Raw genomic sequence first — 22,410 nt, 5'->3', positions numbered from 1 at the left:
CCAATGACTTGAATTGATGTTTATTGTTATAATTGGATGATTGATTACAAAATAACCTTTTACTTACCTCACGCAATCCCCAAAATCTTATGCGTCTGCAAACTCAACTTCCACTTCGGATGCTTCATACAATACTCCAAGGTCAGCTTGGTATTTTGTTGCCCCAACGGCCCATCCATCGGCTGTAAGTAAAAATTGTCAAAATCCAGGTGCTCATACCGCTCAGGTTCAGCCCCAGGCTGCGGGTACACCAGTTTCAATTCATGCCCCTTTTGAATGAGCAACTCGGTATTTGCTTTGGGGCTCATACAAATCCAATCCAACCCCGCCGGAGCAGCCACGGTGCCATTTGTTTCCACCGCCACCTCCAGCCCGCGTGCATGAAAAGCTGCAATCAGCTCCTCATCCAATTGCAGCAGCGGCTCACCCCCTGTACACACCACATAAGGTTTACCCTCCAAATCCGAGATATGCCCCGCTTGCTTTTCACTTTTCACTTTTCGCTTTTCACTCCCCCCCGGCCACAACCCAATCACCATATCCGCCAACTCCTCCGCGTTGTACTTCCCTCCATTCTCGCCGTCCATACCCCAAAAATCGGTATCACAAAACTGGCAAATCGCCTTGGCGCGGTCTTCTTCACGGCCCGACCAGAGGTTGCAGCCCGAAAAACGGCAAAATACCGCCGGGCGACCCGCCTGGGCACCTTCCCCTTGCAGGGTGTAAAATATTTCTTTGACTTTGTAAGTCTGCTTCTTTTTCATGGTTCGGCTCCAATTACAAGGCGCAAAGTTAGCGGGATTCCATTTGAATAGCTTCAAATTCTCGCTTAAGGCCATAAAAAAGTCACGATGTCCGAGCGGCTTTTTACCTTGCAGACCCGAACCAGATAAAAAATAGCCGCCAAATTTGCACAAGCAACAATAATTGTTACTTTTACATTTATTATCGCAAGAACAAAACTGTTGACATGAATCGATACGTCCTCGGCGCTGATTTTGGCACCGATTCGGTCCGCGCAGTGCTGGTTGATACCGCTAACGGTGCCGAATTGGCCAGTGCCGTCACCTACTACCCACGCTGGAAAAAAGGTTTGTACTGTAAGCCTGCCCAAAACCAGTTTCGCCAGCATCCCCTCGATTATGTAGAAAGTCTGGAAGACGCCATCGTCCGCACCTTGAAGCAATTGCCGGGTTTGGATCCCAAGTTCGTTGTTGGCATCACCGTTGACACCACTGGCTCAACACCAGTTGCGGTAGATAAAACGGGCACACCTTTGGCCCTCCTGCCCGAATTTGCCGAAAATCCCAACGGCATGTTCATCCTTTGGAAAGACCATACCGCTCTGGCCGAAGCCGAAGAAATCAACCACAAAGCTCGTGCTTGGGGTGGCATCGACTACACCATGTACGAAGGGGGTATTTATTCTTCCGAATGGTTTTGGGCCAAAATCACCCATACCATCCGCCAGGACGAAGCCGTACAACAAGCCGCCTATTCCTGGATGGAGCACTGCGACTGGATCACCCACCTGCTCATCGGAGGCGATGATGCCCTGAGCACCAAACGCAGCCGCTGTGCTGCCGGGCACAAAGCCATGTGGCACGAATCCTGGGATGGTTTGCCATCCGAGGACTTTTTAACCCACCTCGAACCCAAACTCGCGGGTCTGCGCGATCGCCTCTACCAGGATACCTATACCGCTGATGAAGCTGCGGGTAATCTCTCCGCCGAATGGGCGCAACGCCTGGGCTTACACGAAGGCGTGGTAGTGAGCGTAGGTACCTTTGATGCCCACGCTGGAGCAGTAGGCGGCGAAGCCGAAGCCTATACCCTCATCAAAGTAATGGGCACTTCCACTTGTGACATGTTGGTAGCGCCACTAGATGAAGTACAAGACAAACTCGTCCACGGCATCTGTGGTCAGGTGGATGGTTCCATCGTACCCGGTATGATGGGACTGGAAGCTGGTCAGTCTGCTTTTGGCGACTTACTGGCCTGGTTCAAACAAGTCATTACCTGGCCATTGCAACAACTGCTGCCACAAAGCCAGTTGCTGGATGAAGCCACCAAAACGGCGCTTCTGGACGAAATGGAAGACAAAATCATCGCCCAACTTAGCGCAGCTGCCGCCCAAATCCCCGTCGCCCAAACCGGGATCGTCGCCCTGGACTGGGTCAATGGTCGCCGTACCCCGGATGCAGATCAAAGCCTGAAGGGCGCCATCATGGGTTTGAACATGGGCTCGGATGCCCCCGCGATCTTCAAGGCCCTGGTCGAAGCGATTTGTTTTGGCTCCAAAAAAATTGTCGACCGCTTTGAAGCTGAAGGCATTCCCATCAAAGCCGTGGTAGGCATGGGTGGTGTAGCCAAAAAATCGGACCTGGTCATGCAAACCCTGGCCGATGTACTGAACCGCCCCATTAAAATCGCCCGCTCGGAACAAGCTCCCGCTTTGGGCGCAGCCATGTATGCCGCCGTAGCCGCAGGGGTATACCCCGATGTGGCGAGTGCCATGCAGGTAATGGGCAATGGTTTTGATAAAATTTACCATCCCATTCCGGCCAATGCAGCACTGTATGAAAAACTGTACGCTGAGTATGGCCGATTCGGGGATTTTGTGGAAAAGAAGTAATTTTTTTCACCACCTCAGAAACCTGAGGCACTTAAGTTACACCTAAGCATATGAAACAATGTACTTAGTAACTAAGGTGTGTCTTAAGTGCCTAAAGTTTCTAAGGTGGTGAAAAACCCAGCAGCGAAGCTGCCTGAAAATAACCAACAATGAAAAGCGCTTACCAAAGCCTTAAAGAAGCTTGTTACGAAGCCAATATGCAACTGCCCCAACTGGGATTGGTGCTCTTCACCTTTGGCAATGCCAGTGTGGCGGATCGCTCTGCTGGGGTTTTTGCCATTAAACCCAGTGGAGTGCCCTACGCGAGCCTCCGCGCCGAAGACATCGTCATCCTCGACTTCGAAGCCCAGGTGGTTGAAGGGACCAAACGGGCCTCGTCGGACACCAAAACCCATGCGGTGTTGTACAAGCATTGGGAAAACATCGGTGGCATTGTACATACCCATTCCACCTACGCCACCGCCTGGGCTCAAACCCAACTGGACATCCCCATCCTGGGTACCACCCACGCCGACCACCTCACCGTGGACATTCCTTGTGCGCCGCCCATGGAGGACGCCATGATCCAGGGCAATTACGAATACGAAACGGGGTTCCAGATCATGAATGATTTTACCCGGCGGGGCTACAGCTACGAAGAAGTGGAAATGATTCTGGTGGGCAATCACGCTCCCTTCACCTGGGGCAAAACGGTAGAAAAAGCCGTGTACAACAGCGCAGTTTTGGAGGAAGTTGCCCGTATGGCCTACCTCAGTGTGACCATTCGCCCAGACGTACCCAGACTCAAGGACGCCTTGATCCAAAAACATTATGAACGCAAGCATGGTAAAAACGCCTATTACGGGCAGTAAGGGCAACCCTACGTGGTTGCCTTTTCCAGGGCAGCAAGAAAGGGCAGCCACATAGGGCTGCCCCAACGGTCGCCCCAACGATAATCGAATAATCAAAAGAAATGATCCAACTCAAACAACTCGAAGCCTGGTTTGTCACCGGAAGCCAACACCTTTACGGTCCAGAGACACTGAAACAAGTTGCTCAAAACGCCGAAACCATTGCCAAAGCACTGGATGCTGCTGCAAATATCCCGGTAAAGGTCGTTTTTAAACCCATCGTGGTTGGGCCTGAAGAAATCAGCAAACTCATCATTGAAGCCAACTCTGCGCCGCAGTGTATCGGGCTGATCTGCTGGATGCACACCTTCTCACCTGCCAAGATGTGGATCAATGGGCTCAAAATCCTGCGCAAGCCTCTGGCTCATCTGCATACCCAATTCAACCAGGACATCCCCTGGTCGAGCATTGATATGGACTTTATGAACCTCAACCAATCGGCCCATGGCGACCGCGAGTTTGGGTTCATCGGTGCACGCATGCGCCTGAACCGCAAGGTAATCGTTGGCCATTGGCAAGACCCCGAAGTCCAGGAGCGCCTGGGCGTATGGAGCCGGGTAGCTGCGGCCTGGAACGACTGGCAGGGTGGTAAGTTCGTCCGTTTTGGCGACAACATGCGCCAGGTGGCGGTAACCGAAGGCGACAAGGTTGAGGCCGAAATCAAATTTGGCTACTCTGTCAATACCCATGGGGTAGGGGACCTGGTGCAGGTCATCAATGGAGTGAGTGATGCTCAAATCCAGCAACTGATCGAAGAATACGAAGCGAGTTATACCTTATCCGCCAGTTTGCAAAAAGGCGGCGCTCAACGCAGTTCCCTCATCGAAGCCGCCCGCATCGAATTGGGCGTTCAGACCTTCCTGGAAGCGGGCAACTTCAAAGGATTCACCGATACTTTTGAAGACCTGCATGGCATGGTGCAATTGCCTGGTATTGCCTCACAGCGCTTAATGGCAGCAGGTTATGGCTTTGCTGGCGAAGGCGATTGGAAAACTTCCGCGCTAGTGCGGGCGATGAAGGTAATGGGGACTGGCCTACCTGGCGGCAACTCCTTTATGGAAGATTATACCTACCACTTTCAGCCCGACAACATGCAAGTATTGGGCTCACACATGCTAGAAATTTGCCCCTCCATTGCGGCCAAAAAGCCGAGTTGTGAAGTGCATCCGCTCGGGATTGGTGGCAAGGCTGATCCCGTACGTCTGGTCTTCAACTGCCCGGCTGGTCCAGCCCTCAACGCTTCGATTGTGGACATGGGCAACCGTTTCCGCTTGATCGTCAATGAAGTGGAGGCCATTGAGCCTGCGCAGGATTTGCCCAAACTGCCGGTAGCACGGGTATTGTGGAAGGTGAAACCCGATCTCAAAACCGGAGCCGCTGCCTGGATTTTGGCGGGTGGAGCCCACCATACCTGCTACAGCCAAAACCTGAGTGCCGAATACCTGGCTGACTTTGCGGAAATTGCTGGTATTGAATACGTATTGATCAACGAGCGCACCAATTTGTACGATTTCAAAAATGAGTTGCGCTGGAATGAAGTGTATTATGGTCACCGCATGTAACCGTATGCATTAGTTCCCTATATTCGCGACCTGCATAGATTTTTTAAACAAACAAAACATTTGGACTGATGCAAAATCTACAAACGGTGGATTTGGTGGTGTTCTTCGCTTACTTCATTTTGGTAGTCGGTTACGGCTACTGGATTTACCAGCGTAAGAAAAAGGCGGAAACCACAACCACCGATTTTTTTCTGGCCGAAGGGTCACTGACCTGGTGGGCCATTGGCGCCTCTTTGATCGCTTCCAACATTTCTGCAGAGCAGTTTATTGGCATGTCGGGGAATGGTTATTTTGTTGGGATAGCAGTAGCTGCCTACGAATGGATAGCAGCGATTGCCCTTATCATCGTGGCGGTATTTTTTATGCCAATCTATCTCAAAAATCATATTTACACCATGCCGCAGTTTTTAAAAACGCGGTACAATGAAACGGTGAGTATGATCATGACCATTTTTTGGTTGTTCCTGTACATTTTTGTCAACCTCACTTCGATTTTGTTCCTAGGGGCTTTGGCCATCAACAACCTGATTGGCGGGGGGTATTTCCACCTCATCATGATTGGCCTGGCGGTTTTTGCCTTGTTCATTACCATCGGGGGGATGAAAGTGATTGGGTATACCGACGTATTGCAGGTTTTGGTACTGATTATTGGTGGTTTGGCGACGACCTGGTTGGCGCTGACAATGGTGAGCGAAAAATTTGGCATGGGTCAAAACGTCTTTGCTGGCTTCAACCTCTTGATGGAAAAAGCAGACGACCATTTTCACATGATCATGGCGAAACCGGGGCCGGAAGCTTCACAGGAATACATCAATAAATACCTCCTGCTGCCAGGGATTGCCATGTACTTTGCCGGGCAATGGATCGTCAACCTCAACTATTGGGGTTGCAACCAATACATCACCCAGCGGGCTTTGGGGGCTGACCTCAACACGGCGCGTACCGGGATTTTGTTTGCGGGTTTCCTCAAATTGATGATGCCCATCATCGTAATGTTGCCAGGTATTGCCGCATATGTGTTGTACGAAAACGGCGAATTACAGGCGCAAATGGCACCCGATGGTAAATTCATGACCGATAATGCCTACTCGGCCATTTTGACCTTTTTGCCTGCGGGCCTGAAAGGTTTGTCCATGGCGGCACTGACGGCGGCGATCGTAGCCTCATTGGCCGGAAAAGCCAACAGTATTTCGACCATTTTTACCCTGGATATTTACAAGAAGTACTTCGATAAAGATGCCAACGACCGTAAACTGGTCTGGATTGGCCGGATGACCATCGTTGCTGCCATGGTGTTGGCGATTGCGCTGACCTGGAACGACCTCTTGGGCATTGGCGGTGAAGGTGGTTTTACCTTTATCCAAAAATACACCGGATTCATTAGTCCTGGGGTATTTGCCATGTTCCTTTTGGGGATGTTCTGGAAACGCACCACCGGAGCAGCAGCAGTTGCCGGGGTATTGGTTGGTTTTATACTTTCGGTGTTTTTCAACGAATACGCTCCAACGGTATTGGGCAACCATACCTTCTTGTATACGGCTTATCCCAACGGCAAAGGTGGTTTCGAAATTCCATTTTTGATCTGTATGGGTCTGGCTTTTGGATTCACCATGCTGGTGATGATTGTGATGAGCTTGTTCGGGCCTAAGGTGAACGAAAAAGCGTTTGAACTGGATGCAAGCATGTTCAAAGTGAGCCCACGCATCATGGCGATGATTGTGGCTACCGTTTTGATCTTGACCGCGATTTACATTAAGTTCTGGTAAATATTGTTGCAGTTAAAAGCGTACAACCAGAATTTTTTTTCGCCACAAAGGCACAAAGACACAAAGCGCTATTAATCACTTAGCGCCTTTGTGTCTTTGTGGCAGAAAATAAAAATGTCCTGTCGTACGCTCAATCCACAATCGCATTTTTCTGTACTTTTTTATGCAGTGGAGCCAACAAGGGCAAGGCTGCCGAGCCATACCAGGGATGCAGCTCCATCACCAAACTGCCCGCTTTGATCGCCGGGTCCGTTTCCGTTAATTTTTTGGCTTCTTCAACCGAACGAACATCAAAAATGTAGATGCCGCGAATATCGGTATCGTCCATAAATGGGCCAGCGATCAACAATTTCCCTTCATCCGCCATGCGGAAAATATTTTTCAGGTGCGCTTCCTGGAGTTTGGCGGTGGCCGCAGAGTCGAGGTCGCGATTGGGGCCTGTTTTTAAAAAAGCCATCACATAAGCTTTCATGCCATAATCATCAGCGCCCAGTTTTTTAGCCAATAAAGAGTCATAGCTGGTATCTTCGGTGATTTGGGCGTAGTAGCTCTTTTTAGGTTCGGAGGGGGCACCATCGGGTTTACAGGCTGCGACAAAAACACAAAGCCCGAGGAGGTAAAAATTCATTTTAGCCATGGTGTTGGATTTTAGGATGAGCCAATAAAATTATACTATTTTTTTATTTTGTAATAAATTTGACATAAAAAATTAAATCACCTTTAAAATTGATAACAAATCGAGCCTGCTTGGTTAAGAAAAATGCAAAGTTTTACCTGACTTTAACTTTACAATAGAACTTTGCGTCCTTAGATTGTAATTTTAAAGACATTTAAGGGGGCGGAACCTTGATCTCCCGAACAAACAAATTTGCTGTGGTATGAAAACGCTATGTAAACCTCGTTTTGGTCAAAAACTCATCCTGCTCACTGGCTTCTTGTTGCTAAGTGTATTTGGCTTTGCCCAAAAATTGGACACCTTGCTCAAAAAAAGCTCAGGCCGCCCACGCGCGCAAATTGAGATCAAACCGACCAAAGAAGATACCATCAAAACACCCCCAGCTACCACGGATCAAACCAAATTTGATGAATTGCTCAAAAAGGCACAGGGCAGCGCCGATGTAGTCAGTTTGTTGCGGCAGGCCAAAGAACTCTGTACTAACGGCAAGTTGGAGAATTGTGACAGCCAGCTCAAAATTGCTTTTTCCCGCGAAATCAAACGTTTGATCGACCTCAACAACCAGGATCGCCTCAAAGAAGCCAGAGAACTTTGCGACCTCTACAGTACCGACAACTGCAGTGAGCGGATCCGGGAAAAAGACGCCCAATTGCGTTTTGATGCCCTGATTGAAGCTGGAAAAAATGCGAGTAGCTTTGAACAAAAACGCAGCAAATTTTTGGAGGCCAAGGCTTTTTGTGAAAAAAACAGCCTGGCTGTACTCAATTGGAATTGCCAAACCACAGCAGAAGATTTGTTGAAAAAATTACACGCTGATCGCTACACCGAATTACTCAACAACATCGCCAATCGCCGCACTTTTGAGGAAAAATGGAAAGCCCTGGCTGATGTTGAAACCCTGGTCAACGAAAATCCCACTTACCTGAGTGCAAAAAAAACCGAAGTCAGTGATCGCAAATACCGCCTGCAAGAAGAAGAACTGACTCGGCTACGCAGTAAAATTGAACAATCCACTGCTTTTGAAGACAAAGAAAATGCTTATCTCGACGCCATTGATTTTGTCAAAAAATACCAACTCAGCGATAAGTCGCTCAACGACCTGGGTTACAAAATCCGGGAAGCTGCCCGCGCTGAAGTTCAAAATATCTTGTACCGTCGCCGCCAGCTGGATTACCGCCGCCGGATCGAGCAATTGCGCTATGCCATTCGCCTCAACCGCGATTATGTAGCCGAACAATTGAATCGCGAAATCACCAGCGTGATTTACAAAGAACGTGACGATGCCATTGCGGAGGCCGGGCGTCAGCCGACTTTAAGGTTGAAGGAAGACCACCTGCGCACTTTTGCCGGGGAATATTGCAAACTGCTGAGTACCGACCGGGACCAAAATGCCTGTTTTGCCGAACTGGAAAGCCTCATTCAACAAGCTTATCAAGCGGAGTTGGCAGCTTTGCAGCAACGCGCTCGTCAGGCTGCTTCGGGCAACGATTGGTCGCTGATCCACAATTATTACAACCAAGCGATTGTATTCGCCGACGCCAACCCTCGGTACTTCAACAGTTATGCGACCTCTTCCTTGCGGGGAGAAAAACAGGAAGCTCTGCGCAAATATTCGGACAACAGCCAGCGACGCTTTGTGGACTACCTCCGCAGCGACAACCTCAGCCAGGCCGAAACTGCCCTTAATGACTTGCAAAACATGCAGCGGACTTCCGGTTTTCAGTTTTTGAATACCAATGACATGCTCGTTGACCTCCACCAGGAGTACCTGCGCAAAATCGGCAACCTGCGCGACCAACAACGTTTTCAGGAAGGTTTTCGGGCACTGGACAAAGTAGAAAGCCTGGAACAACAAATGACGGGGGCACTTCCTCAAAACAACAGTCGGGAAGAACGCCGCCGTTTGAGTCAGGACCACTACAGCTTTTTGACCAAGGAAGCAGAGCGCTGGATGTTCAACCCAGGAACTGCGGAAACGGCCATTCGTCGCTTCAATTCCCTGGATTCGGTGCGGACCTTGTACCGCCCTTATTTGACGGAAACCCAAACTGCTCAGGTGGCGCGGATGCGGCGGAGTTTTAGCTTACGTACTTTGGGCTATTTGGATCAGTATCTGCGCAACGACCAGATCGACGCCGGGGTAGTGCTTTTTGAAGACTTGAGCACTTTCATCACCACGGCCCAGTCCGGGGATAGTTTGACCAATGCTTTTGTAACCCGGGGCCCCATCCTTTTTGGCCGCAAAGTGGATGCCCAGAAGCGACTATTGGAGGGAATGATTACCTCCGGCGCGCTGGATGATGCTGCCGCAGTTTTGGCCCGTTTTCGCAAGGAAAACACCACTTTGGCCCGTAACCTCAAAGTGAGTGCCAATCAGCCAGACCCTTTCGTGGACACTGAATTCAAGTTGCAGTTGACCCGTGGGCAGACGCTGATAGCCCAAGGTAACCCTCAAAAAGCCCTGGATTTGTTGCATCCATTGGTGGAAAACAACCAGACCAGCAGTTTGGCGATGCGCGATGATGCTAAACGTTTGCGCGACCAGGTTTTTGCCGATTTGTTGGATAAAAAACTGAGTGATGTAGAACGCACTTATGACCAACAAGCAAAATATGAAGCGCTCAAAAATTTCCGGCAATACCTGTCTTCTTATCCTTTGCCAGTACCTGCCGCCCTGCAAAATCGCTATAAGAACATTGCCAAGGCCTCTTGTTTTGAAGAAAGAGAAATGTACGAAACTGGGGTGAAAAATGCCGAACAACTGATTAGCCAACGCAAGTTTGCAGCAGCTTACGACATTTACCAAAAGATTTTTACCGTTTGCCAGGCCGCTACTTACTGCGACCTTGACATTTATAGCATCAATGAAGCGCTGCGTAAATACGAAGCCCCCAAAGATTTTGAACTGGCCCAATTGGAGTTCCAAACCCTGGAAAAAAACAAAAATTGGGAAGCTTTTGAAAGCCAATACCGCAAACTGGAACGCTCTTTTGAAACCAATAACCTGGGCAATTTTGGTTTCAAACTCCAGCCAATGGAGCAATACCTCCGCGATCCCAAACATTTTGATTTCGCGTTATATTACGTTGATCACAATTGTCTGTTTACCGACCAAATACCGTTAATTAGCGAAATTCTTAATGCCAATTATGCCACTTCGGGTGCAGCTGGAGAAAATTTCAAATCCCTGGTGTACAAAATGGCCGATCGTTTTCATGAAGCCAATCCACAAACCAATCTAAAAGAAGCCCAGAAATTTTTTAGCATCACCGGGAAAGCAGCCAAAGGGGTGAAAAAATGGCTGAAAACGAGGTGGAAAACTTATTGATCAGTCAGCAACCAGCAATCAGCAATCAGCTATGAGCAACTCTAGCTGGCTGCTGATTGCTGATCGCTCATAGCTGACAGCTTGTCGCTGACTGCTGATAGCCCAAAGCTTTTTTTGTTACTTTTTAAAATATTTTTTACAAATCTGCATTCATATAGTACTTCGATTAAAATTCAGCCTGATTTGGTTCACCCTAGACAAGTCTAACAGCCACTCGGCTGCATTTGGCGAAGTTTGGTTTTGCTTGTAATGGTTTTTACCCTGTATCAGCAACTTACGTGTATGGTTTTCCTTTATTTATCGCGGAGACCGTAAATTTGCGTGGAAATAATTCAAATACGTAAAAAAAAGATATTTTTGGGGCTGAAAATTATTTAACAACCAAGCAAAGGGAATTTTGGTAATTTTGGCCATCTCAAAAACTCGTCCCATGACCAGAGTATGTTTACTTGTCATTTTTGTATTGACGACCGCTGTTTCATTCGCTCAACAGCTTTCCCTGTTCACTCAGTATCGTGAAAATCAGACTATTATCAACCCTGCTGCGGTTGAGTCCGATTTTCTTGCATATGGAAACAACATCAGTGTTGGGGCTTCCTACCGTAGCCAGTGGGCTGGTTTCGGGGGGGCTGCGCCCAAAACACAAACCCTGCGCGCTTCCTACCTCAATTCTGGTGGCAGCGGGGTCGCCATGATGTTTGGCGGTCAATTGATCAACGACCAAACGGGCCCAACTGGATTTACCGGGTTTTATGGTCGCATTGCCGGGGTATTGTCGGAAGACCCAGAATACGGTGGTTTGTCCATTGGCCTTACTGCCGGGATGGTACAGTACCGTGTTCGTTCTTCAGAAATTAAACTTCGCGACGATAACGATGCGCTCTCAGGAGTAGACCAGGGGCAAATGTTCCCAGATGTAGGCGTGGGCGTATTTTTCTACAAATCAGTTGGTGGTCGATTTTCTGACGACTATTTCTATGCGGGCCTTTCAGTTCCTCAAGCTTTTGGCTTGGATCTCACCTTTACCAATGACCAGGGCGAGTTTTTTACCAAAAGGGTTCAACACTTTTATGGCCAAGTCGGGTATTACAAGTTTTTCCGCAATGACGGCTTTCTCGAGCCATCGATGTGGGTGAAATACACGCCTAATGCACCCGTCAACGTTGATGTCAACCTGCGCTACCAAATGCCAACGGCACTTTGGATTGGCGCTGGTGGTTCTTCAGCAGGAGCTGTACACCTGGAAACGGGATTTGTGCTCGGTGAAAATGCGGGGTTGAACAATACATTCCGCTTAGGCTATGGTTTCGATTACAACTTCAGTACATTTGGCCCCTCCACTGGAGCTACCCATGAGTTGAACTTAACCTTGTCATTCCAAAATTGATCGCTCAGTTCATTTCCATGAATTGAATTAAGACTGGAAAATGGACAACATGTCCCAAATTCATTCTTCCATGAAAAAAATTCTTGCTCTGCTAGGTTGTATCCTAGCTGTTCAAATGATGACCTGGGCTCAAGGGCCCTCGGTTAACTTTTCCTCCGGGGTTAAAAACACCGGGGAGGAGATTTGTATCCAAGTGACGGTCAGAGACTTTTCGGATATGACCGAGCTCAAGATTCCCATTAGCTGGGATAGCACAGTTTTGGAATACAAAGAGGTACGGGTTACGGGTAAATTACCTGGACTGGACGTTTCCGATTTTAATTCTAGCCGTGCTAAATCAGGTTTATTGTTTCTCAACTGGTCTTCAGGTGAATGTATTGAAGCCAACTCAATCACCATCAATGACTTTGAAACCATTTTTGAAGTATGTTTCAAGGTCATTGGGAAATATGGCCAGTCTACTTCGATACTCATGTCCGATGACCGAGACTTTGTCGGAGATTTGAATCCAATTATTTTTAAGCGTTACTTTGGAACTGGTTGCTCGGCCATTGGTTACAACCCCAATTCAACAGTGGGAACTGTTTCAGTTGGGGTCCGCCCGATTCGGCTTTTCGCCTCGGAGGCAGCGGGTGCTACTGGTGATATTGTAGTCATCAACGTGAAGGTGAGTGGATTCGATAAATTGATTAGTTGCCAGTTCTCAATGAACTATGATACTACTTTGTTGGAATTCAACAGTGTTGTTCCATTGGAAACTTTGACTAATCTCTCTGCAACTAGTTTTGGACGCCCTGATGATCCTCAGGGGAGTGTTGACAAAGGAGACCTAAACGTTTCTTGGTCGTATATCGATCCAGTGGGTATAACATTAAAAGATAGTACGACCATTTTTCAGGTTTTATTCAAAATCATTGGGCCTTGCGGTTCCGACCTCGCAGAGGTTTCTTTCTCGGATTCACCAACCAAAAAAGAGGCCATCAATACCGTAAGAGAAGGTGAGGTAATTCCGATTGTTGGACAATCCACTTACGTTGAGATTGACCAGTGTGATCCTCCTGGATTAAAACTAGCTGTGGATTGCGGAGTTCCCGTGCGAATCAACCAGGAAGTATGTGTTAAAGTGACAGCTCCGCAAGGGACTCCAAACATCAACAGCATGAACTTCCTTACAGAGTGGAACGCCAATGCATTACAGTTTGTCAGAGTTAGTATCCCTGGAGGAAAAGTACCCGGTTTGTCAGATGCGAATTTTAACAAATCCAATGTAGCCAATGGTGTTTTGGGTTTAAATTGGGCAGCGCCTGGTGCCCAGGTTGCCAACGTAAACCCTGGCGAGGAGGTCTTTTCAGTTTGTTTTAAAGCAATCGGTTTAGGTGGTACTAGCCCCGGAGATAGCATATTGGAGGCACCTGTACAGTTGAACCGCAACACAGCCATCATTAACCAAAGAGACCGAGGTATAATTAATATAGGGTTGGCGCCCAGCAACTGTGAAGTACAAATTAAGCAGCCTGCCGGTGTAAAGGTGATCCTTACTGCAGGTAATGGCAAACCCAATGACGAGATTTGTACAGATGTGACAGTAGGTAATTTCCAAAACGTCATTGACTTTCAGTTTTCTTTGAACTGGGAACCAGCTGACATCGAATTTACCCAGGTCAAAAACCTCAATTCTGCCCGGCTCCCGGGATTAGACTTTAATACCAATTTTGATTCTGCTGGGGTTAAAAGTGGGGCATTGACTTTCAACTACGAATCTCAAACGCCCATTACGGTACCTGAAGGCACCGTAATTTTCCAGGTATGTTATAAAATCATCGGCCCATCTCCCGGCGAGTTGGGAACCCAGGATAATTGTGACAACAACATCGAAATTTTGGATTTCCCGCTGGAAAGCCAGGCCATTCTCAGTACCTCGAACGGTAAAAACGTAGGGATTACTGGGGCACCTACCCAATTTTGTATCTTGAACCCGACCGGATTTTTCCTTTTGATGGGTCAAAATACTGGCTACATTAAAGACACTGTATGTGTAGATTTTAAGGTTGAGAACTTTAAAAAAGTAACCTCTACTCAGTTCAAAGTCAACTGGCCAACAGCATTAAAATTTGTTTCGGCAGCTCCTGCCAATGGATTGACCGGGTTTAAACTGGATGTGAGCTCGGCGAATGTAGGCTTGATGACTGTGGATTACAGTGACGTTTCTGGTAAGGATTTGGCCGATTCTTCAACCATTTTCACCATGTGTTTTGAATTGGTTGATGGAATTAATGAGTGCCATAAAATTGACATCAACAACAGTCCGAACCCATCGGTGACTACCCTGGATGGAGTAGGCAGTGTATTCCCTAAAGCAGGGGAAGTGTGTATCAAAGACACGATTCTGATTGTTGATACGCTCATTACACAGGTATCTTGCCCTGGACTTAGCAACGGAACCATTCAGGTAAAAGCTGTAGATGGGAAGGGTGTGGACAAGAATTTCTTTTACACTTGGACGGTATTGGGTCAAAATGCTCCGCTACAGTTTAACCAAAAAGCCATCAATTTGCCCGCAGGGCAGGTGCAGCTACGGATATTTAGTGGGCAAGGCGCCGATGCAATCATACGGGTAGATACCTTTGATATTCCTGAAAATGCCACTGTCCCACTAGCGAATGCTGGTCGAGATACCATCAAAGGCTGTCTTGCCCCACTGCGCTTAAATGGAAGTGGTGCAACAGGTACTAACATCGGATATCTATGGGAAGCTGTTACGGGTGAAATAGAGGGCCTTACTGATCGTAGCTTTACTGTAGTAAGAGAACCAGGTATTTATGTCTTTACAGTATTTGATAAAACGACAAGTTGCGCGGGTAAGGATACAGTGGAAGTCCGAAATGCTCCTATCCCCATTGCTGACGCAGGGAATGACGCTTTTCTAGATTGTCGGGGAGATACTCTCCGTCTGGATGGAAGTAAATCTACCCAAGGTACTACTATTAAATACAAATGGAGCGGCCCGGTAGGAACTACCATTGATCCTTCAGAAATAAATTCACTCAACCCAAAAGCTACCAATCCAGGTTTTTATACCCTGGAAGTTTTGGACACCATCACGCGTTGTAGGGCTGTAGATACTGCAGAAGTGAAAAGCGCTCAAACTCGTCCTGACGCAAATGCGGGCGATGATCTTTTCCTGGGTTGTAAAGGTGAATCGGTGACCCTGGATGCGACTAAATCACAGAACAGAGTGCCCGTTATTTATGAATGGCTGGATGAAAAGGACAACATCCTGAGCCGGGAACTCAAATTTAACGTAACTACTCAAGGTACCTACCGTTTGCGGACAGTGGATGAGGCCAATGGTTGTTTGGACATCGATACTATTTTGGTGAAGCCAAGTCCGGATTTTCCAAGTATTGTTGGGTCTAAGGATGTAGATATTTCGTGTAAAACGAATAAACCAGTATTGACTACCACCATTAGCAATACGCCTCAATTTAAGGCAAAATGGACCAGTACTGGTGGTGCTTTTGAAGTGGGTACCGATACCATACTCAGCGCAATTGTCACTGCTCCCGGTACTTACTTCCTGGCAGTTACCAATACTGCAAGTGGTTGTGTTACCAATGATACAGTTGTGGTCAAAGAGAATAAAACCACGCCTACCGCTGATGTCAGCGCGGGTGGAACTTTGACCTGTAAGGTACCAAGTTTGTCTTTGAAAGGTACAGTGGGGGGAAGCCAAAACCTGCGCCTCACCTGGACAAAGGATGGCCAGGCATTTGCTAAAGACTCGACTTCGCTGCGCATTACTGCTGCGGGTACTTACCGCTTGACCGCCTTGGATACCTTGAGTGGTTGTTCGGTGATTGATTCGGCTGTTGTCGCCCAGGATGGTGCCTTACCACAAGTGACCATTGCCAATCTGCCGAAAATATCCTGCAAAACACCCAATGCGACGCTGACTGCAAGTGTTAGTCCCGCAACTGCGAATTATACCTTTGAATGGACCACTACCAATGGAAACATTGTAAGTGGTGGAACCACCATTAGTTCCAGAGTAAACCGTGCAGGATCTTACGCCATCAAGGTGACCAATTCAAGCACCGGATGTATCGGTGAAGGATTGGCTCAAATCACGGCAGATACGGCTCGTCCGGTAGCTCAAGCTGGAGCAGATCAAACCTTAAGCTGTAAATCGGATACCTTGTCCATAAACGGTACAGGTTCTTCCACCGGCACTAAATTTACTTATGCCTGGACAGCGAAAGGTGGTGGTGTAGCTCCAACTCCAGCGAATACCCTCCAGGGCAAAATCACCCAGGCTGGTGTATACGTTCTTACGGTGCGGGATACCTCAAATGGTTGTTTCCGGGCAGATAGTTTAGTGGTTACTGCGGACAAGGCAGCACCACAAGCTTCCATTGCTCAGGCTCCGGCCATTACCTGTAAAACGCCAGCAGTGCAGGTGACTGCCACTGGTTCTCAGGGAGCTTTGTTCCAAATTACTTGGAAAGGCCCGGATGGACAAGCAGTAACACCTGGTGCCAATCCGCTACAAATCAGTGCATCCAAAGGGGGGACTTACGAGTTGTCGATTTTGAACACTCAAAACTCCTGTTCTACCAAGGCGACTACCACTATTGCGGATAATTCGCAAAAACCAGTAGCTCAAGCAGTCACACCAGTGCCTATCGCTTGTGCTGGCGTGAAAGTATCCCTTAATGGCGCTGGATCAGCAACTGGGGCGGGTATTACCTACAAATGGACAGTTGGAAGTGGAAATGGAACCATTACGCCCGACAATACCCTGACTCCTCAGGTCAATGCACCGGGCACCTACAAACTGGTAGTTACCAACAGTGAAAATGGTTGTACCAGCGAGTCTAGCGTAACTGTTTCCCTGGATAATTCCCTTGCCCGTGCCTCCGCAGGCCGGGATACTTCTACCTGTAACGATGAAGCACCGCTGATCGGTAACTTGCCAACAGGTACTACCGGACAATGGACCGGACCAAACGGCATTACCATTGAAATGCCATCCTTGGCCAGCACCATGGCTTTGGGCTTGAGAGATGGCAGCAACCGCTTCATCTGGTCTTTGTCTACAGCTGACTGTCCCAACTACAGCCGGGACAGCTTGAGCATTGTGCGCGAAACTGCACCAGTTGCGACTGATGATCGACTGGACAACTTTGTGGCTACTGCCGATAAGCCAACGACTGCCATCAATGTGGTAGCCAACGATCAAAAAATCAGTGGAACGGCTGGCTATGTAGTAACTGTTGCGAAGGACCCAAGCTTGGGGGTTATTGATGCCATCAACGGCGGTAGTGTAGTGTACCGGGGATTGCCTGGCCGCTCGGGATCAGATCAGTTCGTTTACCAGGTTTGTAACAAAATCTGTATCGAACTGTGTGATACTGCAACCGTAAAAATCCAGGTTAAGTCGGATAATACCTACCAGTTTTCGGTTCCAACTGGCATCACGCCTAACGGAGATGGTGCCAACGATGAACTGCGTTTCGAAGTCCTCGAAGTTCAACCGGAACAATACAAAGACAACGAAATTGTGATTTTCAACCGTTGGGGTGACATCGTATACCGGGCTAAGCCTTATGTCAACAACTGGAAGGGTACAAATACGAGTGGACAGGATTTACCGACTGGTACTTATTATTACATTTTGCGATTGGACATTCCGAATGGGGTGATCATCAAAGGTGACATTACCATTGTGAAATAAAGATCGGGTTTTACCCAAAACTATCATTAAGCTGAACGCCCGCAGGAACAGAGATTGTTCTTGCGGGTTTTCTTTTTTTAATTGGTTTTTAATGACAAATGCGCCCAAAAGAATGGCTAAATTTGTACTTAGTAGTGGGGCAAAATGAACATTTATTTTTTTATTGCCCTAATTTTTCAACTCTGACCAAATTAAACCAAACCATGGCTATTTCAAATGCCAATCCAAACGTTCGTCTTGAGCACGATTTGCTAGGCGAAAAACACCTTCCTGTGGATGCCTATTATGGCATTCAAACCCAGCGGGCGCTGGAAAATTTCAAGATCAGTGGTGTGACCATGCAGTTTTTCCCTGAATTCATCGAGGCCTTGGCTGAGGTGAAAAAGGCGTCTACCTTAGCCAACTACGATCTTGGTTTTTTGTCCGATGAGGTCAAAAATGCGATTGTAGCCGCTTGTGATGAGATCATTGCGGGTAAATTTCACGATCAGTTTAAGGTGGACATGATCCAGGGTGGGGCAGGTACTTCAACCAACATGAACGCCAATGAAGTGATCGCCAATCGAGCGCTCGAAATCATGGGCTACAAAAAAGGTGATTACGACCATTGCCACCCCAACAACCATGTCAACATGTCGCAATCCACCAACGATGCCTATCCTACGGCACTAAAAGTGGCTTTGATCAAAAGTAAATCCAGGTTGTTGATGGAACTGGTGGCCCTCATCAACAGTTTCCGGCGCAAGGGGGAGCAGTACCAACACGTCATCAAAATGGGACGCACCCAATTGCAGGACGCTGTACCCATGACGATGGGGCAAACCTTTGAAGCCTACGCCGTCACGCTGGAAGAAGAAATCGACCGGATCGAAAACAATACCAACCTGTTTTTGGAAGTCAACCTGGGTGGTACTGCGATTGGTACGGGCATCAACACGTCTCCCAACTACGGCCGCCTGGTAATCGCGCACTTGAGGGATATTTCGGGCTTTAAAGTAGTAAAAGCCAAAAACCTGATTGAAGCAACCCAGGATACTGGTGCTTTTATCATGTTTTCTTCTGCCGTGAAACGCCTGGCGATCAAGTTGTCGAAAATCTGCAATGACCTGCGCCTCTTGTCCTCCGGTCCACGCACTGGGTTTAATGAAATCAACTTGCCACCCATGCAGCCGGGGTCTTCCATCATGCCCGGCAAAGTCAATCCGGTGATTCCAGAGGTAGTCAATCAAATTGCATTCCGGGTGATGGGGAACGACTTAACGGTGAACATGGCTGTAGAAGCGGGCCAATTGGAGCTCAATGCCTTTGAACCCATCATCGGTCACTGCCTGTTTGAGTCCATCAACATTCTCAGAAATGGCATGCAAACCCTGCGTACCAAATGTGTAGATGGCATCACCGTTAACGAAAAACGCTGTTGGGATTTGGTGAAAAACAGCATCAGCATCGTCACGGCCTTAAACCCGGTATTGGGTTATGAGATTTGCACTGCTTTGTCCAAAGAAGCACTGGCCAATGATCGCAGTATTTATGATCTGGTTTTGGAGCAAAACCTGCTTAGCCAGGCAGAGCTGGATGAAGTACTGTCGCCAGAGAATATGATACGGCCACAGCTAAAAGCGAAACAGTAAAAGGTGAGTCATCCCGTGTTTTGAAGCCCGAAATTAGACCATGCAAAATTTAATTACGCTGTGATTTTAGGTGTTTTTTGAAATTAAAATTCGGGATGACCACACTACTGGAGGCTTTTGTTTTTCAGACTCGGAGGATATGAATAGCCCCAGGCTAAAGCCAGGGGCTATTCATGTCCTCCGAGCAAAATGTCCAGTAGTATACGGGATGACTCACCCTTCAATACTTACTTTTCTGCGTACACAGTAATGCTCATTATCTCGCCCATTTTCGCCTTGGCCAATTCAACATCGGCAGGGGAGAGGTACTGTTGCAGCAATTCTTCGGGCAGCAGGATGGGTTTTTCTTTTTGGAGGGTGACGTTTTTAAAGCCAGCCTTTTCGATCAGTTGCAGGTAGTCCTGGCGTTGGATGGCACCAGAAACACAGCCCGCATACATTTCGGCGGCTTCTTGCAAAGAAGGTGGTAAATCTCCCTCGATCACAATGTCGGAAATGCTGAAATGAGCTCCGGGTTTGAGTACGCGGTAAATTTCAGCGAAGACATTGGCTTTGTTGGGCACCAGGTTCAGTACGCAGTTGCTCACCACTACATCGACGGAATTGCTGGCAACGGGCAGGTTTTCGATGTCGCCATGACGAAACTCAACATTTTGGAAACCCAATTTGGCTACATTTGCCCGGGCACGGGCGATCATGGCTTCTGAAAAGTCAACGCCGATCACCAGGCCTTTATCGCCCGTTTCATGGCGTGCCACAAAGCAGTCATTACCTGCTCCGGAACCCAGGTCGAGTACAGTATCGCCTGCCTTGATTTTGGCAAACTGAGTGGGCAAACCACAGCCCAAGCCCAGGTCCGCATCCTGATTGTAGCCTTCCAGATTGGTGTATTCATCCGCCATCAGGGTGTACACTTCGTCGCTGGGACCACAACAAGAGGTATCACAACAGCCACTGGCTTTGCTGGTGGATTGGGCAATGGCGCTGTATTTGCTGTGCACCAGTTCTTTCAATTCTTGTTCGTTTCGCATTGATCGTTATTTTACGATGAAATATATCGCAATATTACGATTGAACTTGCAGCCTGTCAAGTCTTTTTTGAAAAAAATGTATTTTTGATAAAAAAAAAATAAAGAACTGCTTAGTAGCATCAAAGGTAATTTGCTAAAGATGAACGAAGTAAATCAATACGTCCGGGAACTCGAAAAAGTCTATCTCCAGCATGGCAACCCGACCAATGCTGAAGGGATGTCGCGCTACATGAAAGAGCAGTTTCCCTATTATGGGATCAAAACGCCAGAACGTCGGGCACTGGCTGCTGCGTTCATTGCTGAGCATGGCCTGCCGGAAGGGGAGGCTTTAAAAGCGCTGTGTCGTGCTTGTTTTGAATCGGAATACCGCGAGTTACACTATTTTGTGGGTGATGCTTTGAACAAAAGATTAAAAACCCTGGACGTTTCTTTTTTGGATGTGTTTGAGGACTTGATTGGCCAACATTCCTGGTGGGATTCGGTGGATTTTTTGGCTCCCAAATTGGCTGGAGGCTTGTTTTTGCGTTTCCCTGACCAGATTGCGCCATACACCGACCGCTGGATCGAAAGTGACAATTTCTGGTATCAACGTGCGGCCATCATTTTTCAATTGGGTTACAAACAAAAAACTGACGCCCAGCGCTTGTTCAAAAATGTACTGCGTCGGGCGGACAGTAAGGAGTTTTTTGTACAAAAAGGGGCAGGTTGGGCATTGCGTGAATATTCGAAGACGAATCCAGCAGGGGTGAAGAATTTTGTACAAAGCCATAAATTGGCGGCTTTAACCACACGGGAAGCCTTGCGTTTGATGGACTTTTAAATTTAGGTTGCACTTAAAATTAAAAATTAGGGCACAGCACCAGAACTCCCCTCCGAAAGTTTCCGAATTTCGGAGGGTTTTGCCTGCACCATTTTGCGCTAAAGAACTTTTCAAAAGGGTGTACCTTTTGAAAAGGCGGTTTAAAGCTTACCCCGTCTTTAAAATTTTTGGTAATGTATTTACGCATTCTGCGCAATCGCCACTTTGGTATTGTACGCATAAGAAGGCCGTTCCAACACTTTTAGCACCTTTAACCCAGACAATTCCAGCATCAAACACATCTCATCTTCGGTAAATGAGCGCAATTGGGTTTCATCAGTCCCAATAGAGTGATAAAGGCCAGCACCATCTTCTTTAAAATACTCAGCATTCCAGGTAAAACACCAACTATCTGTAAAACTGTACTGGTAATGGTTTTCCCGTTTGAATTTACCTTTTGGCGTATCTACCTCATGAGTTGCTGTCGGGTTGGCCTGGATATAGGGAATGTAGGTGTTGGCATCAATAAAATCAAAAACCAGAATACCACCTGGTCTGAGCACTTTTTTGATGTTTTGGAAGGTGCTCAGGGAATCGGTATTTTTTAGCAGGTAGGAAACACTTCTGGCCGTACTGAGCACTGCATCAAAAGTACCGGGAAGTTGAATGTAGCGCATATCTTGCTGGTGGAATTGACCTCCAGGTAAAAGTTCCCGGGCAAAACTCAACATGTCTGCGCTCATGTCCAGACCCTGGTAGGTGTAGCCCGCTCCGACCAAGCGGCGGCCCAATTGTCCGGTACCACAGGCTACTTCCAGTAAGGATTTAGCGTTAAAATCGGCCAGGATTTTTTGGTAATACACAAATTCTTCATCGTAATCAATCAACCCTTGATACATCAGGTGGTACACTTCGGCGAACTCGGTATATAACTTACTCATGGTTAGAAGGTTGTTAGGTTCAAAAACGGA

At 47.7% G+C, this 22,410-nt stretch carries 13 protein-coding genes; 9 read left to right on the top strand and 4 right to left on the bottom strand.

Annotation, left to right across the window (positions count from 1 at the left end; translation table 11 throughout):
• Positions 1-68: 68 nt before the first annotated feature.
• Positions 69-764: a 7-carboxy-7-deazaguanine synthase gene (gene queE, locus ACO08K_RS29470; RefSeq protein ID WP_421800092.1), complete on the bottom strand. Its 696-nt coding sequence runs from the start codon at positions 762-764 to the stop codon at positions 69-71.
• A gap of 206 nt (positions 765-970) precedes the next feature.
• Between queE and ACO08K_RS29465 the strand changes: the two genes are divergently transcribed.
• The 4 genes from ACO08K_RS29465 (at position 971) to ACO08K_RS29450 (ending at position 6,853) form a co-directional block, all read left to right on the top strand.
• Positions 971-2,635, top strand: a complete 1,665-nt coding sequence (locus tag ACO08K_RS29465; RefSeq protein WP_421800091.1) for a ribulokinase — start codon at positions 971-973, stop codon at positions 2,633-2,635.
• Between the two features lie 149 nt (positions 2,636-2,784).
• Positions 2,785-3,486, top strand: coding sequence for an L-ribulose-5-phosphate 4-epimerase (locus tag ACO08K_RS29460; protein ID WP_421800090.1), 702 nt, complete (start codon positions 2,785-2,787; stop codon positions 3,484-3,486).
• Positions 3,487-3,587: 101 nt separating this feature from the next.
• The gene (gene araA, locus ACO08K_RS29455; protein ID WP_421800089.1) at positions 3,588-5,087 is read left to right on the top strand and encodes an L-arabinose isomerase; all 1,500 of its coding nucleotides are present in this window, start codon (positions 3,588-3,590) and stop codon (positions 5,085-5,087) included.
• Between the two features lie 68 nt (positions 5,088-5,155).
• Complete coding sequence (locus tag ACO08K_RS29450) at positions 5,156-6,853, top strand: sodium:solute symporter family transporter (RefSeq protein ID WP_421800088.1); 1,698 nt, start codon at positions 5,156-5,158, stop codon at positions 6,851-6,853.
• Positions 6,854-6,983: 130 nt separating this feature from the next.
• Here ACO08K_RS29450 and ACO08K_RS29445 read toward each other — a convergent pair whose 3' ends face one another.
• Entirely contained in the window at positions 6,984-7,490 is a 507-nt protein-coding gene (locus tag ACO08K_RS29445; protein ID WP_421800087.1) for a YciI family protein, read from the bottom strand.
• A gap of 241 nt (positions 7,491-7,731) precedes the next feature.
• Between ACO08K_RS29445 and ACO08K_RS29440 the strand changes: the two genes are divergently transcribed.
• The 4 genes from ACO08K_RS29440 to aspA all read left to right on the top strand — a co-directional run bounded on the left by ACO08K_RS29440 (position 7,732) and on the right by aspA (position 19,609).
• Positions 7,732-10,857, top strand: coding sequence for a hypothetical protein (locus tag ACO08K_RS29440; RefSeq protein WP_421800086.1), 3,126 nt, complete (start codon positions 7,732-7,734; stop codon positions 10,855-10,857).
• Positions 10,858-11,287: 430 nt separating this feature from the next.
• Positions 11,288-12,244 carry a PorP/SprF family type IX secretion system membrane protein gene (locus ACO08K_RS29435; protein WP_421800085.1) on the top strand — a complete coding sequence of 319 codons (957 nt, stop codon included), beginning with the start codon at positions 11,288-11,290 and terminating at the stop codon, positions 12,242-12,244.
• A 70-nt stretch (positions 12,245-12,314) separates the two neighbouring features.
• Positions 12,315-17,978 (top strand): gliding motility-associated C-terminal domain-containing protein, encoded by a 5,664-nt coding sequence (locus ACO08K_RS29430; RefSeq protein ID WP_421800084.1) that lies wholly within the window; start codon positions 12,315-12,317, stop codon positions 17,976-17,978.
• Between the two features lie 203 nt (positions 17,979-18,181).
• A complete protein-coding gene (aspA, locus tag ACO08K_RS29425) occupies positions 18,182-19,609 on the top strand; it encodes an aspartate ammonia-lyase (protein ID WP_421800083.1) in 1,428 nt (475 codons plus the stop codon).
• 227 nt (positions 19,610-19,836) lie between these two features.
• Here the strand turns inward: aspA and ACO08K_RS29420 are convergent, their stop codons facing one another.
• Complete coding sequence (locus tag ACO08K_RS29420; RefSeq protein WP_421800082.1) at positions 19,837-20,640, bottom strand: arsenite methyltransferase; 804 nt, start codon at positions 20,638-20,640, stop codon at positions 19,837-19,839.
• A 139-nt stretch (positions 20,641-20,779) separates the two neighbouring features.
• Here ACO08K_RS29420 and ACO08K_RS29415 point away from each other — a divergent pair, with 139 nt between their 5' ends.
• On the top strand, positions 20,780-21,460 hold the full coding sequence (locus ACO08K_RS29415) for a DNA alkylation repair protein (protein ID WP_421800081.1): 681 nt from the start codon (positions 20,780-20,782) through the stop codon (positions 21,458-21,460).
• A gap of 179 nt (positions 21,461-21,639) precedes the next feature.
• Here ACO08K_RS29415 and ACO08K_RS29410 read toward each other — a convergent pair whose 3' ends face one another.
• The gene (locus ACO08K_RS29410) at positions 21,640-22,380 is read right to left on the bottom strand and encodes a class I SAM-dependent DNA methyltransferase (protein WP_421800080.1); all 741 of its coding nucleotides are present in this window, start codon (positions 22,378-22,380) and stop codon (positions 21,640-21,642) included.
• Positions 22,381-22,410 lie beyond the last annotated feature (30 nt).

This window comes from Haliscomenobacter sp., assembly GCF_965225875.1.
In the GTDB taxonomy this organism is placed as follows: domain Bacteria; phylum Bacteroidota; class Bacteroidia; order Chitinophagales; family Saprospiraceae; genus Haliscomenobacter.
This window is presented reverse-complemented; position numbering and strand designations above follow the sequence as displayed.

Bases quoted from the DNA above. Each gene is read 5' to 3' on its own strand.
- queE (WP_421800092.1), bottom strand. From the start codon at position 764: ATGAAAAAGAAGCAGACTTACAAAGTCAAAGAAATATTTTACACCCTG.
- ACO08K_RS29465 (WP_421800091.1), top strand. From the start codon at position 971: ATGAATCGATACGTCCTCGGCGCTGATTTTGGCACCGATTCGGTCCGC.
- ACO08K_RS29460 (WP_421800090.1), top strand. From the start codon at position 2,785: ATGAAAAGCGCTTACCAAAGCCTTAAAGAAGCTTGTTACGAAGCCAAT.
- araA (WP_421800089.1), top strand. From the start codon at position 3,588: ATGATCCAACTCAAACAACTCGAAGCCTGGTTTGTCACCGGAAGCCAA.
- ACO08K_RS29450 (WP_421800088.1), top strand. From the start codon at position 5,156: ATGCAAAATCTACAAACGGTGGATTTGGTGGTGTTCTTCGCTTACTTC.
- ACO08K_RS29445 (WP_421800087.1), bottom strand. From the start codon at position 7,490: ATGGCTAAAATGAATTTTTACCTCCTCGGGCTTTGTGTTTTTGTCGCA.
- ACO08K_RS29440 (WP_421800086.1), top strand. From the start codon at position 7,732: ATGAAAACGCTATGTAAACCTCGTTTTGGTCAAAAACTCATCCTGCTC.
- ACO08K_RS29435 (WP_421800085.1), top strand. From the start codon at position 11,288: ATGACCAGAGTATGTTTACTTGTCATTTTTGTATTGACGACCGCTGTT.
- ACO08K_RS29430 (WP_421800084.1), top strand. From the start codon at position 12,315: ATGAAAAAAATTCTTGCTCTGCTAGGTTGTATCCTAGCTGTTCAAATG.
- aspA (WP_421800083.1), top strand. From the start codon at position 18,182: ATGGCTATTTCAAATGCCAATCCAAACGTTCGTCTTGAGCACGATTTG.
- ACO08K_RS29420 (WP_421800082.1), bottom strand. From the start codon at position 20,640: ATGCGAAACGAACAAGAATTGAAAGAACTGGTGCACAGCAAATACAGC.
- ACO08K_RS29415 (WP_421800081.1), top strand. From the start codon at position 20,780: ATGAACGAAGTAAATCAATACGTCCGGGAACTCGAAAAAGTCTATCTC.
- ACO08K_RS29410 (WP_421800080.1), bottom strand. From the start codon at position 22,380: ATGAGTAAGTTATATACCGAGTTCGCCGAAGTGTACCACCTGATGTAT.